16 protein-coding genes and 1 pseudogene are annotated in these 22,053 nt (G+C 39.8%); 15 read left to right on the top strand and 2 right to left on the bottom strand.

Going from position 1 to position 22,053, the window contains the following annotated elements; translation table 11 throughout:
* The first annotated feature begins 121 nt into the window (after nucleotides 1-121).
* Nucleotides 122-1,147, top strand: coding sequence for a dihydrodipicolinate synthase family protein (locus Q4534_RS20965; RefSeq protein ID WP_303615114.1), 1,026 nt, complete (start codon nucleotides 122-124; stop codon nucleotides 1,145-1,147).
* Nucleotides 1,148-1,242: 95 nt separating this feature from the next.
* Here the strand turns inward: Q4534_RS20965 and serS are convergent, their stop codons facing one another.
* Entirely contained in the window at nucleotides 1,243-2,520 is a 1,278-nt protein-coding gene (serS, locus tag Q4534_RS20960; RefSeq protein WP_303615113.1) for a serine--tRNA ligase, read from the bottom strand.
* Between the two features lie 163 nt (nucleotides 2,521-2,683).
* Here serS and Q4534_RS20955 point away from each other — a divergent pair, with 163 nt between their 5' ends.
* Genes Q4534_RS20955 through Q4534_RS20945 form a run of 3 tightly spaced genes read left to right on the top strand, consistent with a single transcriptional unit; the run spans nucleotide 2,684 to nucleotide 5,248 of the window.
* Nucleotides 2,684-3,559, top strand: a complete 876-nt coding sequence (locus Q4534_RS20955; protein WP_303615112.1) for a PIG-L deacetylase family protein — start codon at nucleotides 2,684-2,686, stop codon at nucleotides 3,557-3,559.
* A 46-nt stretch (nucleotides 3,560-3,605) separates the two neighbouring features.
* On the top strand, nucleotides 3,606-4,364 hold the full coding sequence (locus Q4534_RS20950) for an SDR family NAD(P)-dependent oxidoreductase (protein ID WP_303615111.1): 759 nt from the start codon (nucleotides 3,606-3,608) through the stop codon (nucleotides 4,362-4,364).
* Between the two features lie 23 nt (nucleotides 4,365-4,387).
* The gene (locus tag Q4534_RS20945) at nucleotides 4,388-5,248 is read left to right on the top strand and encodes a fumarylacetoacetate hydrolase family protein (protein WP_303615110.1); all 861 of its coding nucleotides are present in this window, start codon (nucleotides 4,388-4,390) and stop codon (nucleotides 5,246-5,248) included.
* Between the two features lie 60 nt (nucleotides 5,249-5,308).
* On the opposite strand, the gene Q4534_RS20940 is transcribed toward Q4534_RS20945, so the two are convergent.
* Nucleotides 5,309-6,010: a FadR/GntR family transcriptional regulator gene (locus Q4534_RS20940; RefSeq protein WP_303615109.1), complete on the bottom strand. Its 702-nt coding sequence runs from the start codon at nucleotides 6,008-6,010 to the stop codon at nucleotides 5,309-5,311.
* A gap of 1,017 nt (nucleotides 6,011-7,027) precedes the next feature.
* Between Q4534_RS20940 and Q4534_RS20935 the strand changes: the two genes are divergently transcribed.
* The 11 genes and pseudogenes from Q4534_RS20935 (at nucleotide 7,028) to Q4534_RS20890 (ending at nucleotide 22,004) form a co-directional block, all read left to right on the top strand.
* Complete coding sequence (locus tag Q4534_RS20935) at nucleotides 7,028-7,252, top strand: hypothetical protein (protein ID WP_303615108.1); 225 nt, start codon at nucleotides 7,028-7,030, stop codon at nucleotides 7,250-7,252.
* Between the two features lie 15 nt (nucleotides 7,253-7,267).
* A pseudogene (locus tag Q4534_RS24130) lies at nucleotides 7,268-7,426 on the top strand (RagB/SusD family nutrient uptake outer membrane protein); the annotation flags it as partial.
* A gap of 271 nt (nucleotides 7,427-7,697) precedes the next feature.
* Nucleotides 7,698-8,954, top strand: a complete 1,257-nt coding sequence (locus tag Q4534_RS20930) for an alpha/beta hydrolase family protein (protein ID WP_303615107.1) — start codon at nucleotides 7,698-7,700, stop codon at nucleotides 8,952-8,954.
* Between the two features lie 1,263 nt (nucleotides 8,955-10,217).
* Entirely contained in the window at nucleotides 10,218-13,439 is a 3,222-nt protein-coding gene (locus tag Q4534_RS20925) for a TonB-dependent receptor (RefSeq protein WP_303615106.1), read from the top strand.
* Between the two features lie 27 nt (nucleotides 13,440-13,466).
* Complete coding sequence (locus tag Q4534_RS20920; RefSeq protein WP_303615105.1) at nucleotides 13,467-14,951, top strand: RagB/SusD family nutrient uptake outer membrane protein; 1,485 nt, start codon at nucleotides 13,467-13,469, stop codon at nucleotides 14,949-14,951.
* 40 nt (nucleotides 14,952-14,991) lie between these two features.
* Nucleotides 14,992-16,152, top strand: a complete 1,161-nt coding sequence (locus Q4534_RS20915; protein ID WP_303615104.1) for a sialidase family protein — start codon at nucleotides 14,992-14,994, stop codon at nucleotides 16,150-16,152.
* A gap of 52 nt (nucleotides 16,153-16,204) precedes the next feature.
* Entirely contained in the window at nucleotides 16,205-17,011 is an 807-nt protein-coding gene (locus Q4534_RS20910; protein ID WP_303615103.1) for an SGNH/GDSL hydrolase family protein, read from the top strand.
* A 24-nt stretch (nucleotides 17,012-17,035) separates the two neighbouring features.
* On the top strand, nucleotides 17,036-18,145 hold the full coding sequence (locus Q4534_RS20905) for a sialidase family protein (RefSeq protein WP_303615102.1): 1,110 nt from the start codon (nucleotides 17,036-17,038) through the stop codon (nucleotides 18,143-18,145).
* 23 nt (nucleotides 18,146-18,168) lie between these two features.
* Entirely contained in the window at nucleotides 18,169-19,329 is a 1,161-nt protein-coding gene (locus Q4534_RS20900) for a sialidase family protein (protein ID WP_303615101.1), read from the top strand.
* Between the two features lie 6 nt (nucleotides 19,330-19,335).
* Nucleotides 19,336-20,877: a sulfatase gene (locus tag Q4534_RS20895; RefSeq protein ID WP_303615100.1), complete on the top strand. Its 1,542-nt coding sequence runs from the start codon at nucleotides 19,336-19,338 to the stop codon at nucleotides 20,875-20,877.
* 8 nt (nucleotides 20,878-20,885) lie between these two features.
* Nucleotides 20,886-22,004, top strand: coding sequence for a sialidase family protein (locus tag Q4534_RS20890; protein ID WP_303615099.1), 1,119 nt, complete (start codon nucleotides 20,886-20,888; stop codon nucleotides 22,002-22,004).
* The last annotated feature ends 49 nt before the right edge of the window (nucleotides 22,005-22,053 follow it).

Raw genomic sequence — 22,053 nt, 5'->3', positions numbered from 1 at the left:
GAATTGCCACTGGTCTATTTTTGGCTTTTCACGGTTATTATTAAAAAGTATATTTATCACTGAAATTAATATGTAAACCTTTTGAATCCCGATTATTAGGTTCAATTCAATTAAAAAAACCATGAATTTTGACAATGACAGGAGAAAATTTTTAGGAAAAATGGCATTAGGTACGATGGTAGGGCTGGCTCCTTGGAATAGTTTATTGGCCAACTCACCAATTAAGGCAAAAGCAGTAGAAAAAGCTTTTATTCCTGTAATGCTAACCCCTTATAAAGCAGATATGACTGTTGACTATAAAGGGTTGAAAAAACTGACAGATTATTATCTTGAATCAGGTGCTCGAGGATTATTTGCCAATTGCCTGAGCAGTGAAATGTATGATCTTAGCCCGGAGGAAAGGTTGAAGGTGACAAAAACGGTAGTAAAAAAAGTCAATGGGAAATTCCCTGTAGTAGCAACAGGTTCCTTTGGTAATACCGCAGCAGAGAAAGCGGAATTTACAAAAAAAATTGCAGATACAGGCGTAGATGCCGTGATTATGATTACTTCCCACTTTGCAGAAAAAGGAGAATCTGATGATGTGGTAATCAAAAATCTGGAAGACTACCTGGCTTTGACCGGAAATATTCCATTGGGAACATATGAGTGTCCATCACCATACAAGAGAATTCTTTCTCAACCTGTTCTCAAATTTTTGTTGGAATCCGGTAGGTTCGTTTACCATAAGGATACCTCTGAGGACATTGATAATATCATAGAAAAACTTGAGACTGCTAAAGGAAGTAAGCTCGGATTGTACAATGCTCATATGGGAAGTGCTGCAGCTTCTCTTCGCAATGGCGGAGCAGGTTTGTCTCCAATCGCAGGGAATTATTATCCCGAAGTGATCGCTTGGCTATGTAAGCATGCCGATAATTCAGGGAAAAAAGAGCAAGTAGATTGGTTGCAAGAAAAATTGCGGGATATGGAATCAAGAATAACAAAAAATTATATGATTTCTTCGCGGTATTACCTCAACAAGGAAGGCTTGGATTTGGAGTTGGTGAGTAGACGTGCGAAAAACCCACTTACCGCTGATCAAAAAGACGTTGTTGATCAGTGTTATGCCGAAGTTCAAGAATGGAAACAAAAATTATCCATATAACAAACCCTCTATTAATCAGTGAAAAGGGCTTTCTTGAATTAAGAAAGCCCTTTTTTAATTCAAAGATCTTAACAGAAAAAAAATTGGCATAGGATTTATTTTATGGTGTCAAACCCTAAATAAGGTACCAAAACTTTAGGCATTTTGATTCCTTCTTCCCCTTGGTTGTTTTCCAATATAGCGGCCATAATTCTAGGAAGAGCAAGGGCGCTTCCATTGAGCGTATGCGCCAACACTGTTTTTTTATCTTTATTTTTAAAACGTAACTTCAAACGATTGGATTGATAGGTTTCAAAGTTACTTACAGAACTAACCTCTAGCCACCTTTCCTGCGCTGCAGAAAAAACTTCCATGTCAAAAGTTAAGGCAGAAGTAAAACCTAAATCACCCCCACAAAGCCTTAGCACCCTATATGGCAATTCGAGTTTTTGAAGCAAACTTTGTACATGAAGGCTCATCTCATCAAGGGTCTTGTAAGAGTTGTCCGGATGCGTAATCTGTACAATTTCCACTTTGTCGAATTGATGAAGCCTGTTCAGGCCCCTAACATGAGCCCCCCAACTTCCTGCCTCTCTCCTAAAGCAAGGTGTATAACCGGTGTTTTTGATAGGTAATTCCTCTTCTTGCAAGATGGATCCACGGTACATATTTGTTATCGGAACTTCTGCAGTTGGGATGAGGTAAAGCCCATCTTCTTGGGCAAAGTACATTTGGCCTTCTTTGTCAGGAAGCTGACCGGTGGCATAGCCACTTTCTTCATTGATCAAAATGGGAGGTTGAACTTCCGCATAACCGGCTTTTTCTGCCTCATCCAAGAAAAAATTGACTAATGCTCTTTGTAATTTAGCACCTTTGCCTTTATAAACAGGGAATCCTGCACCGGTTATTTTGACTCCTAATTCAAAATCAACAATGTCGTATTTTTTTATCAAATCCCAATGAGGGCTTTTATTGCTGTCTTCCAGGCTAGGTATGGTACCATTTTCCAGTACTACCTCATTATCTGTATCTGAGTTGCCGGCAGGAACAGATGCATGAGGAATATTGGGAATGGTATAAAGAATTTGGGTAAGTTCTTTCTCTGTCTGGGAATATCGCTCTTCCAGCGTTTTTACCTGTTGTTTTATCTCAGAAGTTCTCTCCTTTATCTTATTTGCCTCTTCTCTGTTTCCAGACTTCATTAATTGGCCGATTTGCTTAGAAATAGCGTTGGATTCAGCCTGAAGATTGTCTCTGTCGAGTTGGATTTGTTTTCTTAGGTCTTCTAATTTTAAAACATTCCCGAGCAATTCTTCAGGATTTTCAATATTCCTGGCGTTAAGCCTTTCGCAAGCATGCGCAAAGTTTGCTCTTATTTCATTTACCTGAAGCATATACTGATACTTTGATTTGCAAGTTTAAATTTTAGGATGCAAAGATAAGGAATAAGTTCTGAGTTAGGGGGGCAAATGACTGATAATTTGGATGGACGGATTGGCAAAACAGCCCTAAATGCCTATCTTCAACTTTGAAATTTTAACCACAGAAATATTGATTATGAAATCAAGTTTTATTGCAATTTTATTTTGTCTTTTCGCGGTTTCTAAAGTAGGAGCCCAGGAAACGCCTTTAAAAATCATCATGATCGGTGCTCATCCTGATGATTGTGATATAAAAAGTGGTGGCACAGCAGCTCTTTTCGTGGAGATGGGGCATCAGGTAAAGTTTGTTTCTGTCACCAACGGTGATGCCGGTCATATGGAAGAGGGCGGTGGCATGCTAGCCAAAAGGCGTATTGCAGAAACCAAAGAAGTGGCAAAAAGACTGGGGGTAGTTTATGATGTATTGGACAATCACGATGGAGAATTGTTGCCAACACTGGAAATTAGACTTCAGCTTATTCGTAAAATTAGAGAGTGGGATGCCGATGTAGTCATTGCTCCAAGACCTAACGACTACCACCCTGACCATCGCTATACCGGTGTATTGGTACAGGATGCAGCCTATATGGTGGGCGTACCAAATGTGGCTGCTGACACTCCTCCGCTAAGCAAAAATCCGGTGTTTTTGTATTTTCAAGATCATTTTCAAAAACCAAATCCTTTCGAACCGCATATAGCGATCGATATCACTCCTGTAATTGATAAAAAAATTCATGGACTGGACGCACATGAGTCTCAGTTTTATGAGTGGTTGCCTTGGATTGGAGGGTATGCAGATGAGGTGCCCGAAGGTAAAGCAGAAAGGATTGCTTGGTTGAAAGAAAAAAGAGGTGGAAGGATTAATGCTGCTGTAAGGGAAAGTTTGGTGAAATGGTATGGGGCTACTAAGGCGGCTCAAGTGGCGTATGCAGAGGCCTTTGAAGTTTGTGAATACGGGACCCAGCCTTCAGAAGAAGAATTAAAACGGCTATTTCCCATGTTAGGAAATTAGACCAAGGGTGAATTGATCAATTAAAAGATATAATATTTTACTATAAATGAAGGGAAAAAACGTTTTGGTCACAGGTGGGGCCAGTGGAATAGGTTTGGCAATAGTAGAGAAGTTTGCTGCTTCAGGTGCCAGTGTCTATGTATTGGATTTTAATAAAGAAAATGGAGAAGAAGTAGCCGGTGAGTTGAAAGAGAAAGGATATGATGTTTTTTTTAAACAAACAGATGTTTCCAATCAATCTCAGGTTACAGCAGTTATTGATTCAATTTCAGGCGAGATTGATGTTTTGATCAACAATGCGGGGGTATCCCATATTGGTGATCTTGAATCTACGGAGGGCGCAGACTTGGACCGTCTATATGCTGTAAATATTAAAGGTGTTTTTCACTGCTCCAAGGCTGTGATTGGCAGGATGAAAGCCAATGGGGGGGGTGTAATTATCAATATGGCCTCCATTGCGGCGACAGTCGGTATTCCTGACCGTTTCGCTTATTCAATGAGTAAAGGTGCAGTGCTCAATATGACCCTTACCATAGCAAGGGATTATATAAAAGATAATATCCGCTGCAATGCAATCTCCCCTGCAAGGGTGCACACACCTTTTGTAGACAATTATATTTCTAAAACCTATCCGGGTAAGGAGAAGGAAATGTTTGAGCAACTTGCAGCTACTCAACCAATTGGCAGAATGGCAAAACCTGAAGAAGTAGCCAACATGGCCTATTTTCTTGCATCTGATGAGGCTAAGTTCTTGACTGGTGCTGATTATCTGGTAGATGGAGGGTTTTCTAACTTAAAAATGTAATTACTTAAAACTATTATAAAAAGATGAAATTAATAAGATTTGGAAATGTGGGTCAGGAGAAGCCCGGAGTGATAACCTCAGAAGGAAAGAAAATTGATTGCTCAGCTTTTGGTTCAGACTGGACGGCTGACTTCTTAGGGGATGAGAGTAAACTTAAAGCACTGGAAGAATGGCTGGAAGCAAATGCTACGGATTGCCCTGAGATTTCTGCCGATGCCAGATTAGGATCTCCGGTCCCATTTCCTTCAAAAATCATTTGTGTAGGCTTAAATTACTCCTTACACGCCAAAGAAAGTGGTATGGCAGTTCCTGAACAACCTGTATTGTTTATGAAGGCTACTTCTGCGCTTTCGGGTCCCTTTGATCCTATTGTAATACCAAAAAATTCAAATGCTACCGACTGGGAAGTGGAACTGGCAATAGTAATTGGTAAAAAAGCCAATTATGTTTCTGAAGAAGATGCCATGGATCATGTATTTGGTTATGTGGTTCACAATGATGTCAGTGAGAGAGACTTTCAGCTAAGACATGGAGGTCAATGGTTGAAAGGGAAAAGTGCAGATTCTTTTGCTCCTCTTGGGCCAAACCTTGTGAGCAAAGATGAGATTGCTGACCCGCATAATTTAAGGTTATGGTTAAAAGTGAATGGGGAAATGTTGCAGGACAGCAATACCTCAGACTTGGTTTTTAATATTCCTCAATTGGTGAGCCATATCAGTCAATACATGAGTTTGCTGCCGGGTGATATCATTAGTACAGGAACTCCTGCGGGAGTGGGTATGGGATTGAAGCCGCCAAGATATTTGAAAGCGGGAGATGTTGTGGAATTAGGAATTGATGGCTTAGGAGTATCCAAGCAAGTTGCTGAAGACTACCAAGACTAAGTGAAATAATAAGTAAGGAGAAAAACGGACGGAATTAATTTTCTGTCCGTTTTTTTATTTTTATTCGTCTACTTTATCAAGATAGACTTTCAAATGGGCACTCATTTTTTCTCTAAATGCGGCTGGTGATCCCTTTTGTAGTTCAGTCAACAAATCACGATGAGTGACGGCATTTTTAACTTCGGATTTACTAATGATTTGCCCGCTATGAACCAAGTTGAATATTGGCAATAACATTTTTTGAAACCGCAATAAAGTTTGATTTCCCGATATTTCATATAACATGGAGTGAAATTCTACATCATACCTGTTTTTTAGAAACTTATCCTTTGTTTCTTCTTCTTTGGTTACAAGAAGTTCAAGCTTTTCCAAGTTCTCTTTGGTCTTTCTAATAAATAGAAAATCTGTGATGCCCATTTCTAGGACAAGTCGTAATTCAAAGATGTCTTGTAAAGTGGCACTGTCCAATAGCATTGGGTTAAGCACCCGTTCAAAACTCCCTAAAATATCCGGTTGCGTTAAAATGATGCCCCTGTTCCTTTTGGATTCTATTAAACCCAATGTTCTAAGTCTAGAGAGTGCTTCTCTTAAAGCAGTTCTACTTACCCCCATAGATAAGGCCAATTCCGATTCTTTTGGAATGGCATCGCCGGGCTGGAGATTGGCTTCTGCAAAGTACTCTCTTAGATTTTGTTCTACCCTGTCTACCAAAGAGAGGGTAGTGTCTAGAACGGGTTTGGGTTTGACATTGAATGTACTCACTTGTGTGTTTTTGTTTTCCGAATGTTGCAAATATAATAAGTATTATTAAACTGATCCTTTGAGGGATGGTTAGCTCTAAAAAGACATGGCCGGAATTTTGGAAAATGCTGCTTATTTCTCTGGCCTTAACGAGTTGTCGAGAACAATCATGATAAATTTACAAAAAAAAATAGTTTAAAGGGTATATATACTACATAAAATTTACAGAAAGCTTTTGTTAAGCCTAGGTGCAGATGGGGTTTGCGCTATTTCAAACGATGTTGTATGACTTGATTTTTTAATAATATTGATTTTAAGTACTTTAGGTAATTGGTAATGCTTCATTTCGGATTTATCGGGTTTTTAATATCATTGCGGGATACGCTGGTCAAATAAGTCTGATGAAATACAGGTAATAAAAGTGGGATAAAATTGAATCCACGTTTAAGGATTTCTTATAGCAATTGGTTTAAAGTTGTATGTTCAGGATATTTAACTTATCTACTTGTTTAAGATTTAAATTATTATCGTAATGATCACATTTATTTCAAAATATTATTTTGAAGTGGTAATAATGGTGTGTGGTCTCCTTAGTTTTGGATGACTGGATTTTGAGGAAAGTAATTTTTTATTATATTTGAATAAATAATACATATTTATTAATACTGTGCCTACTGATAATAAGTAGGTAATAATTGATTATTTTCAATTCAAAGTATAAAATAAAATAAATAGGATTGAGAAACTCTACATGCAGTGGTGGCAATACGTTTTTATAGTGTTGCTGTTAGTATCCTTCTCTCTTGAGAAGACTTGGGTACAAACCCAGAACGTGAGAGGGGCGTTTTATTCTAAAGAGGATGGAACAACTATTCCCGGGGTTAACATTATCTGCGTAGGAACGGCTTCAGGGACCAAGCCAGGTGATACTCACAGGTAAGAGAAAAATATGATCTGCTTTCTGCGAGAGATTATATCTACTATTCTAGGTTAGGGATTGCTGCGACAGGTGAGAAATCGCCAACTCGGCTTGCTCAATTGGATGGTGCTATTGGCTATGGTATTGGGAATGATCTTACCAATAATACTGCCTATACCACGCAATATCTCACCCCTGAAAACGAATACAAACTGAGTGAAGGATGGCAATGCATGCCTGATCCGGTTGATCCTTCTAAGACCATTATTTTTGATGATGAAGATTCGCGTAAATTTTATTCTATTCATTACGTGTACAATCAAGGGAATGGCGATTATGTTTGATCAGGGTGTTGCTTAAAGAAGTACAGTGGTACGTTTGACGGCGGAAATAGAAAATTTGTCGACGATTTTCCTATTTACCGGTATGCTGACTTGATTCTGCTATTGGTAGAGGCTAAAAGCTTTCTAGGAGAAGACCCCACTACCGAAATAAATCTGATTCGGGAAAGGGCTTAAGGGGGTAACTTTGTCGGAAACGTCTATGGATATCCCGATAAAGTTGGTGATGATAGGGGGATTGATGAAGTTTTACTCGATGAATGACTATTTGAATTCCTAGGTGAAGGAAAGCGGTGGGATGATCTTAGACGATTCGAAAAGGGGTAGGTATTTAAGCAAACAACAGCAAAGGGGAATTATAAATTGTACTGGCCAATTGATATCGGTACACTGACGCGCAATCAGGCGCTGAAGCAAACTCCAGGTTATTAATTTAATGTTTGAAATTATGAACAAACTATATAGAATTCCATTATCGTTATTGTTATTGTTTTCTTTTCTGGCACCCGTGTCGGCCCAGGAAAATGAATTTGATCCTGAAGATTTTAAGGTGATCAAATCAGCCAGGCCGGATGGGAGGTATATGAGTACCAGAGGGGTTGTACAGCATCACATGAGAAGTTTAAAACCAGGATTGGCCTTTGATGAAACATTTTCAAAGCGGGAACTTCGAGAGTGGAAGACGCGGGTACAAACTAAGTTAGAGGAACTGATGGCCTTTCCTACAGTACCGGAGCAGCCATCCCCGAAACGGATATCAAGTGAAGCACGCGACGGCTACACATTGGAAAAATGGGAAATTTATCCGCAACCAGGCAGTGTCGTGCCGATTCTGATGCTAGTTCCCGTTGGAACATCTTCAGGTAATCCCGCGCCGGCAGTCTTATGCTATCCAGGCTCTAACAGGAGTAAGGAGAACCTTGCAGGGGAGCCTGAATTGGAACCAAACTATGCTGTTCCGCGACATGCCGAAAAAAACCATATGGCAAAATTTTATGCTCAGAACGGAATTTTAGCAATTGCCATTGACAACCCAGGTGTCGCTGAAGTTTCTGACCTGGAAAGGTTCGGGTCTGCGCCAAATTTCGAACGAAATACGATGTCGCGATACCTGATTGATATGGGTTGGCATTATATGGGTTTTTCTTCCTTCAATGGAAACCATATCTTAAATTGGATGAGAGGATTAAACCTGATTGATCGGAATCGAATTGCACTAAGTGGACATTCCCTGGGGACAGAACCTGTTATGATGTTAGCGGTCCTGAATCCCGATATTAAGGCTATTGTCTTCAATGATTTTTTGAGCAACTCCTTAAGGAGGTCAATTTCCGAAACAAAACCTGATAGTAAAGGCCTCCGTCCAGTGGCAAACTGGTTGGGTCATAGTGTTCCAGGAATATGGAAATGGTTTGACTATGCAGACTTACTTGCAAGTTTGGCACCTCGTTCGCTGATTATCACTGAAGGTGGTGTTACAGTGGACTTGCATGCAGTCAGGAAAGCTTACGAAATTAGCGGAGCAGAAAAGAATTTTGTTTTTACCTACTACGAAAAGTATAGAAAAGACAGGCTGACTGAAGGTAGCATACCGGAGGGACTGAGCAAGGAAGAGTTTTTTAAATTTGCAAATGTTGATGCGCCGAATCATTATTTTAAATCGGAGATCGCGGTTCCTTGGCTAAAAGAGGCTTTAAAGAAATAGTGATCTCTTTATGTATTCTTATGACATTAGGTGGCCGGGCCATCCTAATTGAGAGGTCGTTCATCTAACGATGGTAGCTCGATTTTGACCTAGGAAAATCTGGTGGAGTTTGAGAGTGATAGCAGCAAAATTCTGAGGTTTTGCAAAGAATAACGAACAAAGAGAAATGCCCTGATGTCACAACATATTATGACCAGCATAATGCCTTTTGCGATCCTAATCATAAATGTGGGGGCTCTTGCTAATCCTTTCAGGTGTACATGGTGACGAATATGAATCGATGGCTGCAGCAGTGAGGTTGATAAAGATGATTCTGAAGAAGCTAACGCGTGGTACGGTTACCATTGTTTCCGTAGAAATTACCCGGCTTTTATAAACGGATTTCGTGTGGGTGATGATGGTTTAGACCTTGCCAGGTTGAGGATGGCCTCTGAAAATACTCTCTTAGGTTTTGTTCTACCCTGTCTACTAAAGAATGAGAGGTGTCTAGAACAGGTTTAGGCTTAATATTAAATGTATTCGCCTGTGTGTTTTTGTTTTCTGAATGTTGCAAATATAATAAGTGTTATTAAATCACTTGGGCAATAGTCAATTAGCTCCACCGAATCAATACCCAATAGCAAAATAAAAAAAGCATTTTTCCTTAGAAATTAACGTATTAGTGGGTGTTTTCTGATGAAATTAATAATAAAATTATTTTCAATATAGATATATAATACATAATAAATAAAAAGTTGGTTGGTGCTTTTCGTTTTTAGCCGATGCTTTGTTGTGGTTTTACTTTCAAAAAATGGATGAATTTCAAGAATTAGTTTAATAAAATAAATTTTAATTAGCGAATGCTGTTGGAAAAGACTTGTTGGACTTAGGTATTTCTGGTTCTAATGAAGTAACGCTCAGAAAAGTGTTATAAAAGGAAATACTTTTAAGGTATGTTTTTCGTGATACCATGTGAAAAAAGGATTTATAGTTCAGGTAGATTTTTTCATAAGCCTTTCTGGCAGTATATTTTTAGTGTTTTTTAAGCCTAGCAATTAAAAATAAGGATCGATTAAATGCTTAATTTTCAATAAAAAACAAAATAATATTTTTTTTGGGTATTATTTTAGTGAAAACATTAAAATATTGGATGACTGAATTTTGAGGACTGGAATTAATCATTATATTTGAATAAGTAATACATATTAAAAGAAAGCTTTAACCTCTATAAATAAGTTGTTTGCAGGTGAAGATTGTTAAAATATAATATAAAATAGGACAAATATGATTCAGAAACTCTACACACATTGGTGGCAATCCGTTTTTATAATGTTGCTATTAGTAACCTTCTCTGCTGAGAGGGCGTGGGCACAGACCCAGACTGTCACGGGGACCGTTTATTCCAAGGAAGATGGAACAACCATACCGGGAGTCAATATAATAAACGTTGGGACCGCAACTGGAACGGTTACCGATATGGATGGGAAATTTTCCATAAGTGTTTCCGGTAACAATACCGTTTTAAAATTTTCAGCCATTGGCTTTCAGGTACAGGAAATCACGGTAGGAAACCAAACGAATATTGACGTGACCTTGGAAACTGCTTTGGGAGCTTTGGATGAAATAGTGGTTATTGGTTATGGGGAGCAGTCAAGGGAGAAATTAACTTCCGCGGTAAGTACATTGGATACAAAGGTACTTGAAAATGCTCCCTTAGGTAATGCAGCTTCTGCATTACAGGGTACAGTATCCGGAGTTAGGGTGCAAACACTAAGTGGGCAACCGGGTGCTTCGCCTCGAATTATAGTAAGAGGGGGCACTTCCATCAATAATCCTGATGGCGCGGAGCCTCTATATGTAGTTGATGGAGTAATCAGGGATGATATTCAGGGAATCAACCCCATGGATATAGAATCCATGCAGGTGTTAAAAGATGCTGCATCCACTGCTATTTATGGTGCAAGAGCTTCGAATGGGGTAGTGATTTTAACCACAAAGTCCGGGAAGGCCGGAGACACAAAGGTGACCTACAGGTATACCATTGGTGCATCCCAACTGCGTGAAAAATATGATTTATTATCTGCCAGAGATTATATTTATTACTCAAGACTTGGTGTGGCTGCTACCGGAATTAAGTCACCATCGAGACTTGCTCAATTAGATGGAGCATTTGGTTATGGTATTGGGAATGACCTTAGCAATAATACCGCCTACACCACTCAATATTTAACACCTGAAAATGAATACAAACTGAGTGAAGGCTGGCAAAGCATGCCTGATCCGGTAGATCCCAGCAAAACCATCATTTTTGATGAGGTAGATTGGCAAGATGTGCTGTTTAGAACAGCCATGACGCAAGATCATTATTTGAATTTGTCAGGAGGAACGGAGAAAGCCACCTTTAATATAGGTGTTGGCTATGCAGATATGGATGGTATAGCGATAACTACCAATTATAAAAGATTTACTGCCAATATGAATGGTAGATTACAAGTAAGTGACAAGTTATTTGTTTTTGCAGGTTTAAACTTTACACGTTCTACTGATAATCTGGTATACAGTGAAAATAACTTGTTCGAAAGATCCATCGCTACTCCTCCTACTGCAAAATATGCATTTGAGGACGGGACCTTGTCTCCGGGGGTGAGTCGTTCCCTAGGTAATCCTGCTTATCACTTAAGCCGCAGTACCAATGACAATACATTAACGCTTATGACCTTGAGTGGTGGAGCCAATTGGGAACTTGCTCCCGGTTTGAGCTTTGAGCCTTCGGCATCCCTTTATACTAAAGCCAATACAGCCAATACTTTCTTGATGTCCTACCTCAATTCACCAACGCAATTGGTGGAAGATAGAAACGCTACTGGAAGTCAGACCAACTGGGAACAAGTGCAGTTTGATGCCGTTTTTAACTATGAGAAAAGTTTTTCTCAGTTACATAACTTTAATGCTACATTAGGTTACTCGATGTACCAAAGAGACAATTACAGTCTTTTTGCCCAGGGTAGAGGAGCAGCTACAGATTTAATCCCCACCTTGAATGCATCAGGTGAAGCTGTTCAAGTTTCAAGCTCCAAAGGGAAGCAACTGATTCTGGGTTATTTTGGAAGAGCCAATTATGATTTTGACAACAAATACCTTGTATCTGTAAGTGCCAGGTATGATGGAGCTTCTAATTTAGGTTCTGCCTATAAATGGGGTTTCTTTCCGGGTGTATCTGCGGGATGGAATTTACACAATGAATCCTTTTGGGATGCTCCGGCAGCAATTGATAAATTCAAATTAAGAGCGAGTTACGGCCTTAATGGTAATCTTGGTAATCTAAGTGATTTTCAAGCACAGGGTGGTTATAGTGTGGGAGCCATTTACCAAGGAAATGCTGCTGTCGAATACACGACCATTGCAAATCCTGACTTGAAATGGGAGCAATCCAGAACCTTTGATATTGGTTTTGATGCAAGTTTATTCAATAACCGCGTCAGTGTTTTATTTGATTATTACCAAAGAGAAACTTCCAATTTAATTACTACCCTGGCCATGCCGAAGCTGACAGGTTTTACCAGCGTTTTAACAAACCTCGGTAGTTTAGAGAATAAAGGAGTGGAGCTAGAAGTTAATTTTAACATCCTAGAAACAAAGGATTGGATGTGGAACTTGGGATTCAACGCTTCTTATGTAAAAAATAAGATCTTGGAACTTCCGGAAAATGACAATGAAAACAATAGAATTGGAGGTTTTAATGTTTATGATCCTTCGGTTGGTGATTATGTTTGGAAAGGCGGTTTACAAGAAGGAGGTCAGATTGGAGAAATGTATGGCTATCAGTACCTGTCAGTTTTTGCTACTGATGATGAAGCAGCGGCTGCCCCTCAGGATATGATCATGGCCGGTCCTGACCGAACCAGGTATGGAGGAGATGTGAACTGGTTAGATGTTGATGGTAATGATGTGATCGACACCAGAGATAGGGTTTATATGGGGAATATTTTCCCGAAATGGACCGGAGGATTTTCGAATAATGTGAATTATAAAGGGATTAATCTTTACTTGAGAATGGACTATACCACCGGACATACCATCTACAACTATGTAAGGGCCAATTTGGATGGAGAGTTTGTAGGGAATACCAATATGAGCTCAAATATTGCACGTTCTTGGGAAAACCAAGGAGATGTAACGGATGTCCCTAAGTTTTACTGGGCAGATCAAGTGGCACAAAGTAACTATTGGAGAGGTGACCCAAGGAACGTAAACAACGGAGGAGGAAGTTCTGTGCATTATGAGAAAGGTGATTTCTTAGCTTTAAGAGAACTTACCTTAAGTTACGATTATTCAGCCGGCTGGTACAGGAAGATAGGAATTGAAGGTGTCCGACTCAATCTTACAGGAACCAACTTATTTTATTTGACTGATTTTAGTGGTCTTTCTCCAGAAGAAGGAGGAATGAATAGGGGGCGTTTTCCTGTTCCTCGTAATATCATGTTAGGTATTAACCTTTCTCTTTAATTAAGTCCTGATCAAATATAAAATATCATGAAAAAATTAGTTAATATAAAGATATACCTCCTAGGAGTCGCTATTTTTCTACTTAATTACTCCTGTACAGAGCCATTGGAATTAGCCCCTATTAGTTCAATTGGCGCTAACTCTTTTTGGCAGTCTGAACAAGATGCTTATGGCGGGGTAATTGGGATGTACAACCAGTTTAGGGATTTGTCTAGCAGAACCCTCTATTTTATGGGAGAAGCTAGGAGTGAGATCATGAGTGAAGGACTTCAAAATGCGGATTATAGAAGAAAGTATTTTGAAAATGACATGAATGAGAGTAATGCAGACCTTGATTGGTTGCAGTCCTATAAGGTGATCAATTATGCCAATCTGGTCATTACTAACGTTCCCAATATTACCTTCCCTAATGAAGACAGTAAAAATGATTTGCTGGCTCAGGCTTATAGCATGAGGGCTTTTATGTACTTTGTTCTTGCCAAAACTTGGGGAGGTGTTCCTTTGATTACAACACCTGTTGAAGGATTTGATGCAGAAACTACATTTCAAGAAAGGGCTGCTGTTTCTTCCGTTTTTGAATTGATAAAAGCGGATTTAGAAAAGGCCATTGAACTTTTTCCAAACAATGGTTTTGATAATGGCCGTTCGATGTGGTCCAAGCCAGCGGTCAATACGCTTAAAGGAGACGTTTATTTGTGGACGGGAAAAACCATGGATGGTGGTGACACTGATATTACGACGGCATTGAGTGCCTTGACTGAAGCTAGAACTGCTGACCTTGAGCTTTTGGATGATTACGCTAGGGTTTTTGATTTTGACAATAAGGGAAATAATGAGATTATTTTCTCTGTACATTTCAATGATTTTGAGGTTTCTAACAATATGTATTCAGACATGTACATTAATTCTCTAGATTTAAAAGAATCTTATGGAGAAGAAACCCTTGCCACCATTGGCACCCCAGGAGGTTACAATTGGTGGGCACCATCTGCTACAATGAGAGATCAATTTATGGATGAAGATAGCCGAAAGAATGGTAGTTTCTTTGAAATATACGACACAGATGAAGCCCAAACCTTTATCACTACAATTGTAGTAAAAGGCAATGGGTATACTGATTCAGGTACTAGATGGTTCCTTGATGATATTGTGATTTACAGGTATGCAGAATTATTATTGCTAATTGCTGAAGCAAAAAATGCCCTTGGTCAGGATCCTTCAGCTGAAATGAATGAGATAAGAGCAAGAGCTTATGGTGAGAATTTCTCTAGTTTTGAATTTGTAAGTGCTTCTCAAGAAGAAAATGATGAGGCCATTTTACAGGAGAGGTTGTTTGAATTGGCTTTTGAAGGAAAAAGATGGTGGGACCTTATTCGTTTCGACAAAGCATTCGAGAAAGTACCTTCCTTACAGGGGAAAGAAGGTCAAGATTATCTTTTGGTTTGGCCAATTACTTTAGAAACCATTAGTTTGAATTCGAAAATAACCCAAAACCCAGGTTACGAACAGTAATAAATATGTAGCCCTAAACCTATAAATAGCCCTGACAACCATGTTTAAAATTCACCGAATTCTAACCCTAACCTTGATCATAGCTGCCCTTTCCTTCTCGGGAAAGGCGCAGCATGCTTATTTAAATGCAGACAATGGTAAATCAATCTCCATTGGAGCACTGGTACAACCGGATGTTGATGAATTGAAAGACATGATGATGGGACCATTTGTCAAGTTGGACGATGGTGACATCCTAACTGTAGATGGAACAGATTGTGTCATAAGTGGCGATGAGGGTAAAACCTGGCAAAGGTACCCTGTATTTGAAAAACCGGAAAACTTTCTGATTTCAGATGAACGGGCCATTCTTAAAACAAGCAATGGTGTGATTGTTTTGGCTTTTATGAACTTGAAAGAACGGGCCAACTGGGAATGGAATGAAGATATTTCAGATTCACCAGGTGCCAGACTGCCTACCTATACCGTTAGAAGTTTAGATGGTGGCAAAACTTGGCAAGACGTTCAAAAGCTCCATAATGAATGGACCGGAGCTGTTCGTGACATGATAGAAACTGAAAATGGTAATGTTGTTTTCACTTCAATGATGATGCGGCATCACCCGGGACACCATACGGTGCTGACTTATAAGTCGGGGAATGAAGGCAAGACCTGGGAAAGGTCAAATATTATCGACCTAGGAGGGATTGGGCATCACAGTGGAGTAACTGAAGCTACGCTCGAATCACTCCCCTTAGGGAAATTATGGTTGTTAATGCGGACCAATTGGGGGACTTTTTGGGAGGCTTTTTCCACTGATGATGGTAAAACCTGGGAGGGTATCCGACCAACAGATATACCGGCAAGTTCTGCTCCCGGCTTATTGAAAAGGCTGGAAAGTGGCAGGTTGGTTTTGGTGTGGAATAGAAGGTTTCCTGAAGGTACGGATCAATACCCACTAAGAGGGGGAGATAACCAATGGTCGGAAGTGGCGGCAAGTAACCACAGAGATGAATTGTCTATGGCATTCTCAGAAGATGATGGGAAAACATGGTCTACACCTACGGTAATTGCTAAAATTGATAAAAGCAAAAATATGGATCCCCCGCTGAGAAGAATTTCGTACCCTTACGTTTTTGAACGAAATCCGGGTGAATTGTGGATTACCACCATGCAAGGAGGTCTTCGGGTCAGGTTGTATGAAAAGGATTTTATTAAATAAAAAATAGGCTTGGAAATTACAAGCTTGATTTCAATCAATAATAATATAAAAAATGAATAGCCTTTCCAGAAGAAGGTTTTTTATAAAATCTCTTTGCCTAATCCCATTACCGACCCTATTGTCCTTTAGAGCCAAGCTTAATGGTAGAGAGGCAGGTTCTTTTTCCCCTAATTCAGGAGAGATAGACAAAGAGAAAATTGCCTTATTGCTTAAAGGGAAAAATTCGTTGATTTGGGTTTTTACAGGTGATAGCATTACTCATGGCGCAAAACATACCTATGGCTATCGCTCCTATCCGGAAATTTTCTCGGAGCGGATAAGGTGGGAGCTTGGTAGAGTAAGGGATCTTATTATCAATACAGGAATCAGTGGAAATACAAGCCGGAATATCCTTGACGATTTTGAATGGAGGGTCAGCCAGTTTAAGCCCGATGTGGTGTCAATAATGATAGGCACAAATGATTGCGCCAAGGGGAGGGTCCCAGTAGATGCTTTCGAGAAAAATATGATCAGTTTGGTGAAGAAGTTTAGAAGTCTTGGGGCCATTCCTATACTGCATACACCTAATCCTATTATCGAAGCCTTAGATCCTTCTAGAGCAAGTCTGGAGAAATACGTGAAAGTAATAAAAAGTATTGCGGAAAAAGAGCAGGTGATTTTGGTTGATAATTATGGCCATTGGTGTGAAGAATTCCAAAATCCAAATGGCGTAAAGGTCTATAAAGAATGGCTAAATGATCCACTGCATCCGGATGGTGATGGCCATTCAGAAATAGCAAGGTTGATGTTCAAATCCCTAGGGATTTTTGATCCTGAAGCTCCGACCTGCGGAGGTGTTTATTATGAAGGAGAACACTAAATGAGAAGGTGCAAACCATTAATTATGAAGCAATTTAAGTTAGTATTACTATTTGGTATATCCCTTCTGGGGGCAGGGAGTTTTTCTAAAGCTCAGACACTCCTCAACCCATCAGAAGTTGTGCTTCATATTGGAGAAGATGGGCTGCCACCTAGAAATAGTGAGGGGAGTTTTATCCGGTTGAATGATGGAAGGATTTTATTTGCCTATTCCAAATTTGAAGGGGGATCAGGGGACCATGCCAGTGGATTGATCGCCGGGCGTTATTCTGAGGACGGTGGCAATACCTGGACCGGAAAAGATGAGGTAATCGTTTCTAATGAAGGAGGCATGAATGTGATGTCTGTTTCTTTCCTGAGGTTAAAAAGCGGTGCAATTGCCTTGTTTTATGCCAGAAAAAATTCTTTGGATGATTGTATTCCCATGATGCGGATTTCCAATGACGAGGCCAAGACCTGGTCTGACCCAGTTCCTGTAATCACAGATAAAAAAGGATACTTTGTACTAAATAATGATCGGGTAATTCAACTCCCCGGTGGAAGACTGCTGGCACCTGTTTCCCTACATAAAACTGCCGGCAACGATTTTAGTATGCGCGGGACTATTTATTGCTATTACTCTGATGACAATGGGAAAACCTGGCATTCGGGTCAGGAAATGCCTAATAATGACAAGGTGGTTGTGCAAGAACCCGGAGTGGTTTTATTGGAAAATGGTGAGGTTTTGATGTGGTTGCGAACGGATCGTGGTGTTCAGTACCTAAGCAAATCTAAAGACAAGGGTCTAAGCTGGGAAGAGGTATATCCTTCTGACATCGCTTCACCAAGAGCTCCTGCTTCTCTAAAAAGAATTCCGGCAACGGGGGACCTGTTGTTGATCTGGAACAATAATAAAGGTTTAGTAAAAGAGACAGCCACTTTCAGAACACCGCTCACCGCAGCTATTTCTAAGGATGAAGGAAAAAGCTGGATGCATCTTAAAGTTCTTGAAAATGATCCTGAAGGTTTTTTCTGCTATACAGCGATCTCCTTTATAGGCAATGAAGTGCTCTTAGGATACATGGCTGCTGAAAGATTGAGACTAAAAGAAAAAATACCTTTGGTAGTACGGAAATTAAGTTTGGATGAATTTTAAGACTAAATGATATGAATATGGCAATGAACAGATTAAAAGGAGCAATCAAAATGCTGGTTTTAACCGCTTTGGTAACTTATGGTTGTGCTGGTAAATCGGTGGAGGACCAAACGGAAACATCCAATGCTACCGAAAAAGAAATTATAAGTGTTCCAGGCAATTTGGTACTGAATCCTGGAGACAATAATCCTAGAAACAGTGAGGGTGATTTCATAACATTGAAGGACGGTAAAATTCTATTTGTCTATTCTCATTACTATGGTGAATCCTCAAGCGATCATGCAACAGCCTATTTAGCAGGAAGGTATTCAGAAGATAAGGGTAAAACCTGGACTGCTGAAGATGTGGAAATTTTGCCTAATGAAGGCGGTATGAATGTAATGTCTGTCTCTTTGCTTCGCTTGCAAAATGATGACATCGCCATGTTTTATTTAAGGAAAAACAATACCGACGATTGTATTCCATTCATGAGAATTTCAAAGGATGAAGCACAAACTTGGTCAGCACCTATTCCATGTATAACGGATGATGAAGGTTATTTTGTTTTAAACAATGACCGTGTTATTCAATTGGAAGATGGGACATTAATGCTATCAGTAGCCAAACATGCAGGTCCGGGTATGGAGTGGAGCGGTGGAGCTGATGTTTATTCTTACTCATCTACAGACAATGGACAAAACTGGAAAAGAAGTGCACAAGTGCCAAATCCCAAAGGTATTGTATTACAAGAGCCGGGTTTAGTTGAGTTGGAAGATGGGTCCATTTTAATGGTTATTCGAACCAACGCAGGTGTTCAGTGCTATTCTTATTCAAAAGACAAAGGTAAAACATGGTCAGAAGTGGAGGAGAGTACTTTGGTTTCTCCGGTCTCTCCGGCGACTATAGAAAGAATACCCGGAACGGGAGATTTGTTGGCAGTATGGAATAATAACCTTTCGGATGATCCCGACATTGCTAAGCTCAGAACGCCTCTTAACTCAGCGATTTCAAAGGATGAAGGTAAAACCTGGACAAATATTAAAACTTTGGAAGATGATCCCGATGGATGGTATTGTTACATAGCCATGGATTTCGTGGGTGATGAGGTATTATTGGGTTACTGTGCCGGTGACAGACCTGCCGGAACGGGCCTTTCGGTTACCAAAGTAACCAAACTGGGAGCGGACTGGTTTTATAAAGAATAGGTGACTATGAGAGTTTTTTTTAGCAACAGATTTGAATTGACTTTATCAGGCTTATTGGCCATGTTAATGATGGCTTCATGCGAATCTGAGCTAAAAAATAGTGAGCAAACAAAGCCCAATATTATCTTAATCGTTTCTGAAGACCATGGACAGGACCTGGGAGCTTACGGTAATAGCATAGTGACGACGCCTAACATTGACTCATTGGCAAAAAATGGTGTCATTTTTCTAGATGCGTACACTACTTATTCTGTTTGTAGCCCCTCCAGAGGATCAATTTTGACGGGACTTTACCCCCATCAAAATGGACAGATTGGCCTGGCTACTCATGATTTTGAAATGTATAAGGCCTTTGAGAATATCCCTTTCTATTTGAAAGAAGAGGGGTATAGTACAGGTTGCCTGGGGAAACTGCATGTCAATCCGGAATCTGCATTTCCATTCGACTTTCATGAAATTGAGAGTTCAAACTTTGCCAAGGGAAAAATGGGTGATTATGCGATTAAAGCTTCTGAGTTTATAAGAGCTGCAGGTGAAAAACCATTTTTTCTTATGGTCAATTTCCCGGATGCCCATTTTCCATTGCTAAGAAAGGTTGAAGGCCTGCCGACGATTGAAGTTACAGGGGATAATTTTTCAAGTACGCTTCCTTTTGTAGGTGCTAACACAGAACGATTAAGAGAGCAGACAGCGGATTACTATAGTCAGATTAATCGTTTGGATGAATCAATAGGTATGCTATTAGACTCGCTTAAAGCAACAGGGAAAGCTGAAAACACACTGATTATTTACCTCAGTGATCACGGAGCCCAGTTTTCCAGAGGCAAAACCACAAATTATGAGGCAGGGCTAAAGATACCATTGATAATTACCTGGCCTGAAGGGTTAACCGGAGGGCAGGTGATAAATGATCAGATGACATCTGTAATTGATATATTTCCAACCATTGTGGATGCGGTTTCCGGCAAAGAAAAATCAGCGCTTCCGGGAAAATCACTTATAAAGGTGGGCAAGGGAGAAGCAACTGGGCATGAGTATATTTATGCAGGTGGCTTGATTGGAACGGCTAAATATTTTTATCCCAAAAGAAGTGTTCGGGGCAAAAACTACAAGTTGATTCACAATTTGTACAGTGGTGAACCTGACCCCTATTTTTCGGTGTACACGGATCACATTTACCCTACGGTTTTGTCTGGCACCTCAAGGGAAGAAATAGCTACATCAACAGATGAAATCAAAGCGGTCTATGATAGGTGGGAAAATCCACCGGCCTTTGAATTATATGATTTGGAGAATGATCCTTGGGAGTTTAAAAATCTGGCAGATGATCCCGATTACCGCGAGGAGATGGAGAGGTTAAAGCAAGTGCTAAATAATTGGAGAGTGACAACTAGAGATCCATTTATTGATTCAGTTAATTTTAAAAGGATCAGGGCGGAAGTTGACTCAATAAATAAGGTATATCCGGACCATAGCTATCAAAAAGACACTGCCTTTCATTGGAACTATCCAGAATATTTTGGGGATTACGTGTTAAATGCTGAATAAAATTAAATATGAAGACTAGATATAAAATAATACTACTTTTTCTATTGATTGGCTTTCATTTATTGGATGAGGTTAGTGCCCAGCAAGTAAAAACTGTTCTGCAATTAAATCCGGGCGAAAACAATCCCCGTAACAGCGAAGGAGATTTTGTTCGCTTAAAGGATGGGAGAATCATGTTTATTTATACCCATTTTACCGGTAAGTCCGGGAGTGATTTTGGCTCCGCCCATTTGGCTGCGAGGTATTCTGAAGATGATGGTCAAACCTGGACTGATAATGATAAGGTAATAGTACCCAATGATGGGAAAATGAATGTAATGTCTGTTTCATTGCTTAGGCTTCAGAACGGAGAAATTGCCTTGTTCTATGCAAGAAAAAATGGAATAAGTGACTGTATACCTTTAATGCGAATCTCTAAAGATGAAGGAGAAACCTGGTCAGAACCGACTCCATGTATCACTGATAGGGAAGGTTATTTCGTGCTCAACAATAACAGGGTGTTACAATTGGACAATGGTAGACTCATTATGCCCGTTGCTTTACATCAAACAGCAGAGGATGAAGATTTTAACAATAATGGGCGCTTGTTTACTTATTTTTCAGATGACAATGGAGCTACTTGGAAATCAAGTAAAGAAGTAAGGAATCCTAAAAATGTCATTTTACAAGAACCCGGACTTATAGCGCTGAAAAACGGAAAACTAATGATGATCATCCGTACCGATGATGGTGTACAATACGCCGCTTTTTCAAAAAATTTAGGAGAAAAATGGACTTCTGCAAAGCCTACTAAAATCGCATCTCCCTTGTCCCCTGCTACTATCGCAAGGATACCATCTACTGGAGACCTTATGATGGTTTGGAATAATAATGGGGTGAAGGAAGGATTATACAAGGGGAAAAGGACTCCTTTAAATATAGCCATTTCTAAGAATGAAGGTAAAACCTGGGAAAAAGAAAAAGTACTCGAAGATGATCCTGATGGTTGGTATTGTTATACAGCCATTCATTTTGTCAATGATGAGCAGGTGCTACTCTCTTATTGTGCAGGAAATAGACCGGAAGGGACCGGGCTTTCCATTACGCGATTGAGTCTTTTAGACCTTGATTGGCTTTATGGGGAATAATGTGCTTTTGAGTTTATTTAGTCTTGAAAATCTGTGCAGACCATCTAAT

Origin of the sequence: Cyclobacterium sp. 1_MG-2023, assembly GCF_030546805.1 — a bacterium.
GTDB lineage: Bacteria > Bacteroidota > Bacteroidia > Cytophagales > Cyclobacteriaceae > Cyclobacterium.
Note: the sequence above shows the minus strand (reverse complement) of the source record. Positions and strands in the feature narration are given on the sequence as shown.

Bases quoted from the DNA above. Each gene is read 5' to 3' on its own strand.
- Q4534_RS20890 (WP_303615099.1), top strand. From the start codon at position 20,886: ATGAAGACTAGATATAAAATAATACTACTTTTTCTATTGATTGGCTTT.
- Q4534_RS20945 (WP_303615110.1), top strand. From the start codon at position 4,388: ATGAAATTAATAAGATTTGGAAATGTGGGTCAGGAGAAGCCCGGAGTG.
- Q4534_RS20950 (WP_303615111.1), top strand. From the start codon at position 3,606: ATGAAGGGAAAAAACGTTTTGGTCACAGGTGGGGCCAGTGGAATAGGT.
- Q4534_RS20925 (WP_303615106.1), top strand. From the start codon at position 10,218: ATGATTCAGAAACTCTACACACATTGGTGGCAATCCGTTTTTATAATG.
- Q4534_RS20920 (WP_303615105.1), top strand. From the start codon at position 13,467: ATGAAAAAATTAGTTAATATAAAGATATACCTCCTAGGAGTCGCTATT.
- Q4534_RS20915 (WP_303615104.1), top strand. From the start codon at position 14,992: ATGTTTAAAATTCACCGAATTCTAACCCTAACCTTGATCATAGCTGCC.
- Q4534_RS20900 (WP_303615101.1), top strand. From the start codon at position 18,169: ATGAACAGATTAAAAGGAGCAATCAAAATGCTGGTTTTAACCGCTTTG.
- Q4534_RS20965 (WP_303615114.1), top strand. From the start codon at position 122: ATGAATTTTGACAATGACAGGAGAAAATTTTTAGGAAAAATGGCATTA.
- Q4534_RS20905 (WP_303615102.1), top strand. From the start codon at position 17,036: ATGAAGCAATTTAAGTTAGTATTACTATTTGGTATATCCCTTCTGGGG.
- Q4534_RS20895 (WP_303615100.1), top strand. From the start codon at position 19,336: ATGAGAGTTTTTTTTAGCAACAGATTTGAATTGACTTTATCAGGCTTA.
- Q4534_RS20955 (WP_303615112.1), top strand. From the start codon at position 2,684: ATGAAATCAAGTTTTATTGCAATTTTATTTTGTCTTTTCGCGGTTTCT.
- Q4534_RS20930 (WP_303615107.1), top strand. From the start codon at position 7,698: ATGAACAAACTATATAGAATTCCATTATCGTTATTGTTATTGTTTTCT.
- Q4534_RS20910 (WP_303615103.1), top strand. From the start codon at position 16,205: ATGAATAGCCTTTCCAGAAGAAGGTTTTTTATAAAATCTCTTTGCCTA.
- serS (WP_303615113.1), bottom strand. From the start codon at position 2,520: ATGCTTCAGGTAAATGAAATAAGAGCAAACTTTGCGCATGCTTGCGAA.